This window comes from uncultured Flavonifractor sp. (assembly GCF_944387675.1).
GTDB lineage: Bacteria > Bacillota > Clostridia > Oscillospirales > Oscillospiraceae > Flavonifractor.
Map to the genome: position 1 here is coordinate 1 of NZ_CALXFV010000100.1, position 7,877 is coordinate 7,877.

Below are 7,877 nucleotides of genomic sequence, written 5' to 3' on the forward strand. Positions count from 1 at the left end.
TCCAGGGCGTTGTTCAGGTCCTTGATGTGCAGGTCGATCTTGAAGCCGGGCTTGTCGTTGCCCTCGATCATCATGGGAGCCTTGGCGTTCATGACGGTGGAACCGGCCAGGCCGCCCTTGATGGCCTCAAACACCAGCTGGGGCTCCACACCGGCCATCTTGGCCAGGGTCAGGGCCTCGGACAGGGCCTGGATGTTGCAGGCCACAATGATCTGGTTGGCCAGCTTGGTGGTGTTGCCGGCGCCCACGTCGCCGCAGCGCACCACGGAAGCGCCCATGGCGCCCAGCAGATCCTTGTACTGGTCAAAAATCTCCTGCTTGCCGCCCACCATGAAGGACAGGGTGCCGTCAATGGCCTTGGGCTCGCCGCCGGACACGGGGGCGTCCATCATCTCGATGTTCTTCTTGGCCAGCTCAGCGGCAATCTCCTTGGAGGCCACGGGGTTGATGGAGCTCATGTCGATGAACACGCTGCCCGGCTTCATGTGGGCGGCCACGCCGTCCTCGCCCAGCATAACGGCCTTCACCTGGGGGCTGTTGGGTACCATGGTCAGCACCACGTCGCAGGTCTCGCCGATCTCGGCGTTGCTGGCGGACTTGGCGCCGGCGGCCACCACCTCGGCCACGCTGGCGGGGTTCAGGTCGCTGACGGTGAGATCATAGCCCGCCTTCAGCAGGTTCTTCGCCATGGGCTTACCCATAATTCCAAGACCAATCAGTCCGACTTTCATAGTAAATTCCTCCTAAATATCAGTATTTTTATCCAAACGGACCGGGCTTAAAGAGCGGCCACGTTTTTGGTGATGATGACGTTGGCGCCCAGGCCGCACACGTCCGGCAGGACCACCTGGCCGATGACGGTGGGCGCGGTTACCTTGAGCTGGTTGATGGCCTCCATTACCCGGAAGATGTCCTTTTTGGGGATGGGCTTATCCAGGCGGACGCTGACCAGAGGCAGCTCGCCCCCCTCCACCAGGATGCTGGTGGCAATGTTCCGCCGGGGATCGGTGAGCTCCTGGCGGACGTAGTCCGCCCCCTTGGGGCAGGTGGCACCCTCAATGGCGTCCACCCGGGTTCCCTCGTACTGGGCGGTGATCTCACAGCCGTTGGGGCAAATGATACAGGTAAAGGTCCGTGTCATTCCACGCTCACCTCCAGATCTCCCGTGGTCTCCAGCTTCTCCGCAGCCACAGCCAGCTGGATCATCTCGGCGGGCAGAGCCTTGGGGAACTTCCGCCGCAGCACTTCCCGGCCGTTCTGGGTAACGGTGAGGGTGACCTTCTTCATGGGCTGGCGCACCCGCAGGGAGAGGGTAAAGCCCCGCTTGCCGCTGATGCGCTGGGGAATCACGTGGCCCACGTTCTTCCCCGCCTTCACCTCCAGGGGACAGGGGGGCAGGGAGCCCTGCTTCAAATACTCCGCCGCCGCGGCCGCCAGGGCCTCCGCCTCCAGGGAGACGAAGTCCACCAGGTCGTGGACATGGAGCACATTGCCGGCGGAAAACACCCCGGGCAGGTTGGTCTGATAGTGCTCATCCACAAAGGCGCCCTTGGTGCGCCCGTCCACCGCCAGGCCGGAGCCGTTGGCAATGTCCCCGGCGGGAATGAGGCCCACCGAGAGGATGAGGGTATCGCAGTCCACCCGCTCCTCGGTGCCGGGGATGGGACGGAAGTGCTCATCCACCTGGGAGATGGTGACGCCCTCCAGCCGCTCCCGGCCGTGGATGTCGGTGACGGTGTGACTGAGGTGGAGGGGAATGTTGTAATCGTTGAGGCACTGCTCGATATTCCGGGGCAGGCCGCTGGGATAGGGCTGCACCTCGTAGACGCCCTTCACATGGGCGCCTTCCAGGGTCATCCGCCGGGCCATGATAAGCCCGATGTCCCCGCTGCCCAGGATGACCACCTCCCTGCCCACCATCAGGTTGCGCAGGTTGATGTACTCCTGGGCCACGCCGGCGGTGTAGATGCCGGCGGGGCGGCTGCCTGGAATGGCCAGGGCGCCCCGGGTCCGCTCCCGGCAGCCCATGGTGAGGATCACCGCGTCTCCCTGGATCTTCCGCAGTCCGGCGGGGCCGGAGGCGGTGAGGGTACGGTCGGCCTCCAGGGTGAGCACGGTGGTATCGGTGAGGCAGGGAATGCCCAGCTCCTCCGCCCGGTCCACAAACCGCTGGGCGTACTCCGGGCCGGAGAGGGTCTCCCCGAACCGGGTGAGGCCGAAGCCGTCATGGATGCACTGGCGGAGAATGCCTCCGGTGCGGTGCTCCCGCTCCAGGATCACCACATCGTCGATTCCCTTCTCTCGGAGCTGGATGGCGGCGGCCAGGCCGGCGGGTCCGCCGCCTACCACCACGGCCTGATGGCGTTCCACATTCATGCCTGGTCCCCTCCCTTCACACTGCCGGTAAACATCCAGGAACCCTGGGGACCCAGATCGATCCGGGCAAAGGCCTCGCCCAGCTCCTGGTGAAGGGCCTCGGTGATACGGGTCTCACAGTAGCCCCCCTGGCAGCGGCCCATGGTGGCCCGGGTGCGCACCTTCACGCCGTTGACGGTGTGTACCCCCAGGGGATTGTGGATGGCCTGGAGAATCTCAGCCCGGGTGACCTTTTCACACCGGCAGTAGATCTCGCCGTAGTCCGGATTCTCCGCGATGGCCTGCGCCCGCTCCTCGTCGCTCATATCGGCAAACCGGCGGATGCCGTGACGGACGGGGTCAAAATTGGGATTGGGCGTCAGCACCTCCCGCTGGGCGATGAGGGCCACGGCCCGGCGGGCCAGAGGCAGGGCGGAGGTGAGGCCGGGGGACTCAATACCCACCAGGTTCACCACGCCCGGCACCTCGTCCCGGCACTCCAGCACAAAGTCCTGCACCACGCCCGTCTCCGGGTCGATGCGCTTGGGCCGGATGCCGGCGAAGTTGCGGATAAAATAGCTGCGGTCCATGTGTTTGAACATGCGGGAGCCACTCTCGATCAGGCCGTCCATGGCGGCCTGGGTGGACTCGTAGTCCTGGAAGTCCCGGGCCAGCTGGCTGTCGGGACCCACCAGCACGTTGCCGTCCACCGTGGGAGTGGCGTGGGTATCAAAGGTATTGTCCGGGTTGGGGGCGGGATAGACGGGGATCTTGGCGTACTGCCCCGCCAGCTTATCCAGCACGAAGTACTCGCCCTTGACGGGCTTGATGACATAGCCGGGAATACCCAGCTGCTCGCTGACCACGGCGGAATTGAGTCCCGCGCTGTTCACCACCCAGCGGGTGGAAACATCGCCCTGGGTGGTGTGGAGCAGGTGGGTGCCGTCGGCCTGTCTGGTCTCCCCGGTGAACGCGCAGTTCAGGTGGTACTCCACCCCGTTGTGTACTGCGTTCTCCGCCAGAGCGATGGTGTAGAGGAAGGGGTCCAGGATGCCGCTGGCGGGACACCACATGGCAAAGTTGCCGCCGGCGCTGGGGTCCAGCTCATCCATCCGCTTGCGGTCGATGATCTCCAGGCCCTTGACGCCGTTGGCCTCGCCCCGGGCCTTGAAATTCTCCAGCCGCTGCCGGTCCTCGTCGGTAAAGCCCACAATGAGCTTGCCGGTGCGTTTGAAGGGGATATCCAGCTCCGCGGCCACCTGGTCAAACTCCTGGTTGCCCTCCACGGCGCAGATGGCCTTGAGGGTGCCGGTCTTGTAGAGGAACCCGGCGTGGAGCATGCCGGTGTTCCGTCCGCTGGTCTGGGTACAGACGTCGCTCTCCTTCTCCAGCACCGCGATGCGCAGCCGATACCGGGAGAGCTCCCGGGCGATGGCGCTGCCCACCACGCCGCCGCCAATGATGACGACGTCATAGTTCTGCTGCATAGGGATCTTCCTTTCTCCTCACAGGAAAAGGGTCAAAATAGGCACCGTGACCAGACTGGTCAGGGTGGAAATAAACACGCACTTGGAGGCGAACTGGGCGTCCGCCCCGTATTTCTGGGCCAGAATGGCGGTGGTGGAGCCGATGGGCATGCCGGTCAGAGCCACGCTGACGCCGATGGTCAGGGGGTCCATATGCAGCAGCTTCAGCGCCGCCAGGCAGAGGACGGGCAGCAGGATCTGCCGTACCGCCACCAGGTAAAAGGTCTTGGGGTCGAACACCGACCGGATGGGGACGTCGGCCAGGATGGCGCCCACCAGGGCCATGGCCAGGGGCGAGGTACAGGCCCCCAGATTGTCCACCGCGCTGTCCACAAAGTGGGGCAGGGGGATCTGGAGCACCATGCGCACGATGCCGATCTCCACGGCAATGATGGCCGGGTTGAGCATCACCTTTTTAAAGGCGTCCTTGGCGTCGGCCCGGGTAAACAGGGAGATGCCGGCGCTCCACATCAGGATGCGGGTGGGGATGATGAACAGGGAACCCAGGAAAAGTCCCTCGTCCCCGTAGGCTCCGCTGACCACAGGCAGCCCGGCAAAGCCGGAGTTGCTCACCAGGGTGCCGTACTGGAGAATGCTCTTCTCCTCCGGCCGGAAGCCGTTGTAGAGCACCTTCCCCAGCAGCAGCGCCACACAGGCCATGCCGGTGGCGATGATGAGGGCCTGCCCTCCCTGCTTCAGGGTGTCCAGGCTGAAGGGCATGTTGAAGGACTCAAAGATCATGCAGGGCAGGGTGATCTTGATCACCAGGTCGGTGAGCTTATCCCGGGCCACATCGTTGAAGATCTGGGACTTGCGGCAGTAGTAGCCCACCACCATGTAGATGAAGAGCACCGTCTGCACGTCCACCATTTTGTAAAAGCTGTCCATGGGGTTTTGTCACCCCCGGATCGGGGTGAGCAGCGCGCCCTGGGGATCGAATTCCAGCAGCTCCGGCTGAGAGACCGCCTCCAGCCCGGGCCAGCGTCCCGCCGTTACATCCTCATAGTAGGCCTGGCTGAGCATGATCTCCCCGATGTGCAGGCTGTTGGGAATGCGGATAATCCGGGGATTGTTCTGGTCAATGCCGTTGCAGGTGCGGATACACATCTGGATGGCCTCCTTGTCGGTGGCCACGATGCAGGGGATACGGGCGGAGGTGAGCACGGTGGAAGTGATGCAGTTGGGATACATCATCTCCAGGTCGATCTTGTCAAAGAACCGCTTGGTAATCACATTGGCCAGGCCCACGCCCAGGGAATTTCCGTGGCTGGCCTCGCTCAGGTCCAAAAAGCAGGTGCGCTGCACCTTCACGCCCCCGTGGGCGTACTCGGTGGAGAAGGTGCCGGTGATGTTGGGGTCCACCCCGGTACCGGAGTAGTTCTTGCCCGTCTCATCCACGATGAGCACGTCGCATTCCCCCACCAGCAGGGAGGGCATGTGGGCAAAGGCCTCCTTCAGCAGCTCCGGCTCCCGCTGGAGAATGTCGTCCTTGTCGATGGCCTCCAGCTTCCAGGTCTGGTCGTAGGCGTTCTCCAGGCAGGGGATGGCAAAGAGGATGGGGGCCTTCTCCAGCACCACCTTGGCCATGGAGGGGATGTTCTGGCCGATCTTGCCCATGCCCTCGGCATGGACCCGCTCGGCTCCCCGCTGCTTGCCCAGACCCACCGTCATCATTTTGCAGGGACCGCTCTCGTAGGGACCCCGGAAGGCGTTGTGGGGCTTGAGCCGGCAGGAGAGGATGATGCCGTCGGCGTGGTAGGCGTTTTTATCCATGTACACCGGCATGCCAGTGTCGGAGACGCCCAGCTCCACCACCTCCATGCTGCTGCGGATCTCGCAGCCCATGGTGTCCGGGGTGATGCCGTACCCCGCCAGGATGTCCAGCTGTCCCTCCGCCGTGGCGCCGCCATGGCTGCCCATGGCGGGGACGATGAAGGGGGTGGCGCCCCGGGACTTGACAAAGTCCACCACCGCGCGGGTGATGATATCCACGTTGGCAATGCCCCGGCTGCCGGCGGTGATGGCAATCTCCATGCCGGGGCGGACCTTGGAGCAGAACGGTTCTCTGGAGAGCTGCTCCATCACCGCCGCAGGAATGTCCGCCGGCTCAATGTGCTCCATGGGGAACACCTGCCGGGCGCGGAACATGGGCGGGATGGGGACCCCGGAGAGCAGCTGGGAGACCACGCCTCCCTGTTTGATTTCCATTGGTTTCTGCCTCCTCAATGGTCAGGTACGCCTATGGCCCCCGCCGGTGTCCCGGCGGGAGCCTGCAAAGCGTTTCTTCTCATCAGGTAATGGGCGCGGGATTGAAGATGCACACGTCGTTGTGGAAGCCGTACTGGTCGGAGTAGGGCTTCTTCACGCCGCTGGCCACGTCCAGAATCAGCTCAAAGAGCTCGGTCCCCACATCGGCAATGGTCTTCTCGCCGGTGGCGATGGGGCCGGCGTTGACGTCGATCAGGTCAAACCAGTGCTCCTTCATCTCGTTGCGGGAGCAGACCTTGATCACGGGGGCGGCGGCCAGGCCGTAGGGAGTGCCGCGGCCGGTCATGAAGACCTGCAGGCCGATGCCGCTGGCCAGCTGGCAGGGTCCGCAGACAATGTCGCTGGCGGGGGTGGCGGCGTAGATGAGGCCGTGCTTGCTGGGCTTCTCCGCCGGGGAGAGCACCTGCTCAATGGGTGCGGTACCCGACTTGGCGATGGAACCCATCGCCTTTTCCACAATGTTGGCCAGACCGCCCTTCTTGTTGCCGGGGGTGGGGTTGGCGTCCCGGTCCACGCCGCCGGCCTCCAGGTAGTCGTCGTACCACTTCATCTCGGCGGCCAGCTTATCCCGGGTGGCCGCGTCCCGGCAGCGCTGGGCCAGCAGGTGGACGCCGTCCCGCACCTCGGTGACCTCGCTGAACATCACCGTGGCGCCGCCCTTCACCAGCATGTCGGCGGCATAGCCGGCGCTGGGGTTGGCGGTGAGGCCGGAAAAGGCGTCGGACCCGCCGCACTGCATGCCGATGAGCAGCTCACTGAGGGGCAGCTCCTCCCGGCGGCGCTGATTGAGCTTTTGCAGCTTCTTCTCCGCCATGTCCAGCAGGGCCTGCATCATGGCGTCGTGGCCCTTGTAGTCCTGGAGGGTGAGGGTGTTCTCCGGAGTGATGTCCTCGGGAGGCAGCACCATGTCGAAGGTGAGCTTTTCACAGCCCAGGCCCACCACCATCAGTTCCCCGCCGAAGTTGGGGTGACGGATCAGGTTGGTCACCGCCCGGATGGGAATGTGGGCCTCCCGGGCCTTGATGGCCACACCGCAACCGTAGGGGTGGTTGATGGCCACCACCCCGTCCACATTGGGATACTTGGGCAGCAGCTCCCGCTTGATCTGCTCCACGGCCACGTTCACCACGCCGGCGGCGCACTGCACGGTGGTGACAATACCCAGCAGGTTGCGGGTACCGGCGGGGCCGGTTTTGTTCCGGTAGCCCATCCAGGTGGTGCGGGTGGGGTCGGGCAGCTGCTCGGCCGGCACCAGATTGGTGCCGAAGGGCATGTTATCCAGGGCGGGAGACTGGGGCAGGTCCAGCATATGCTCGTTGATCCAGGCGCCCACGGGAATGGCGTCCTTGGCATAACCCAGCACTACGCCGTAGCGGACCACCTCGCCCCCCTTGGGAATATCGGTCAGGGCAATCTTATGGGCCTGGGGAATGTCCTCCCGGGTGACCACATCAGGCATAACCTGGGTCCCCGCAGGAATATCCTTCACCGCAATGGCCACATTGTCCACGTCTTTTACTTTGATGTAAAGCGGTGCGCTCATATCCATACTCCCCTTAGCTCACATTACTGCTTGGCAGCAGCTTCCTTCTCCTGGCGCTTGGCCTTCCGGTTATCCAAGATCGCGTAGATCACAGACAGGATGATCAGCACCCAGATGACCCAGGCCATGGGCCGCACAAACAGGCCGGTGAGGTAGCCGTTGTAGGCGGTGAGCACCTGGATGAA

Annotated in this window: 7 protein-coding genes; all 7 read right to left on the reverse strand. The window is 64.0% G+C overall.

Going from position 1 to position 7,877, the window contains the following annotated elements; all coding sequences use genetic code 11:
• Positions 1–731 (reverse strand): 2-hydroxy-3-oxopropionate reductase (locus tag Q0J74_RS09275; RefSeq protein WP_297213744.1); only part of this gene is annotated, 731 nt, incomplete at its 3' end.
• 47 nt (positions 732–778) lie between these two features.
• Positions 779–1,141, reverse strand: a complete 363-nt coding sequence (locus Q0J74_RS09280) for a DUF1667 domain-containing protein (RefSeq protein ID WP_297213747.1) — start codon at positions 1,139–1,141, stop codon at positions 779–781.
• On the reverse strand, positions 1,138–2,376 hold the full coding sequence (locus Q0J74_RS09285; protein ID WP_297213750.1) for an NAD(P)/FAD-dependent oxidoreductase: 1,239 nt from the start codon (positions 2,374–2,376) through the stop codon (positions 1,138–1,140). The genes Q0J74_RS09280 and Q0J74_RS09285 overlap by 4 nt, the downstream gene beginning before the upstream one ends.
• Positions 2,373–3,842: an NAD(P)/FAD-dependent oxidoreductase gene (locus Q0J74_RS09290; RefSeq protein WP_297213753.1), complete on the reverse strand. Its 1,470-nt coding sequence runs from the start codon at positions 3,840–3,842 to the stop codon at positions 2,373–2,375. The genes Q0J74_RS09285 and Q0J74_RS09290 overlap by 4 nt, the downstream gene beginning before the upstream one ends.
• An 18-nt stretch (positions 3,843–3,860) precedes the next feature.
• Complete coding sequence (locus tag Q0J74_RS09295) at positions 3,861–4,769, reverse strand: AEC family transporter (RefSeq protein WP_297213756.1); 909 nt, start codon at positions 4,767–4,769, stop codon at positions 3,861–3,863.
• Positions 4,770–4,778: 9 nt separating this feature from the next.
• Positions 4,779–6,089: a lactate racemase domain-containing protein gene (locus Q0J74_RS09300; RefSeq protein WP_297213758.1), complete on the reverse strand. Its 1,311-nt coding sequence runs from the start codon at positions 6,087–6,089 to the stop codon at positions 4,779–4,781.
• An 82-nt stretch (positions 6,090–6,171) separates the two neighbouring features.
• A complete protein-coding gene (gene garD / locus Q0J74_RS09305; protein WP_297213761.1) occupies positions 6,172–7,692 on the reverse strand; it encodes a galactarate dehydratase in 1,521 nt (506 codons plus the stop codon).
• Positions 7,693–7,877 lie beyond the last annotated feature (185 nt).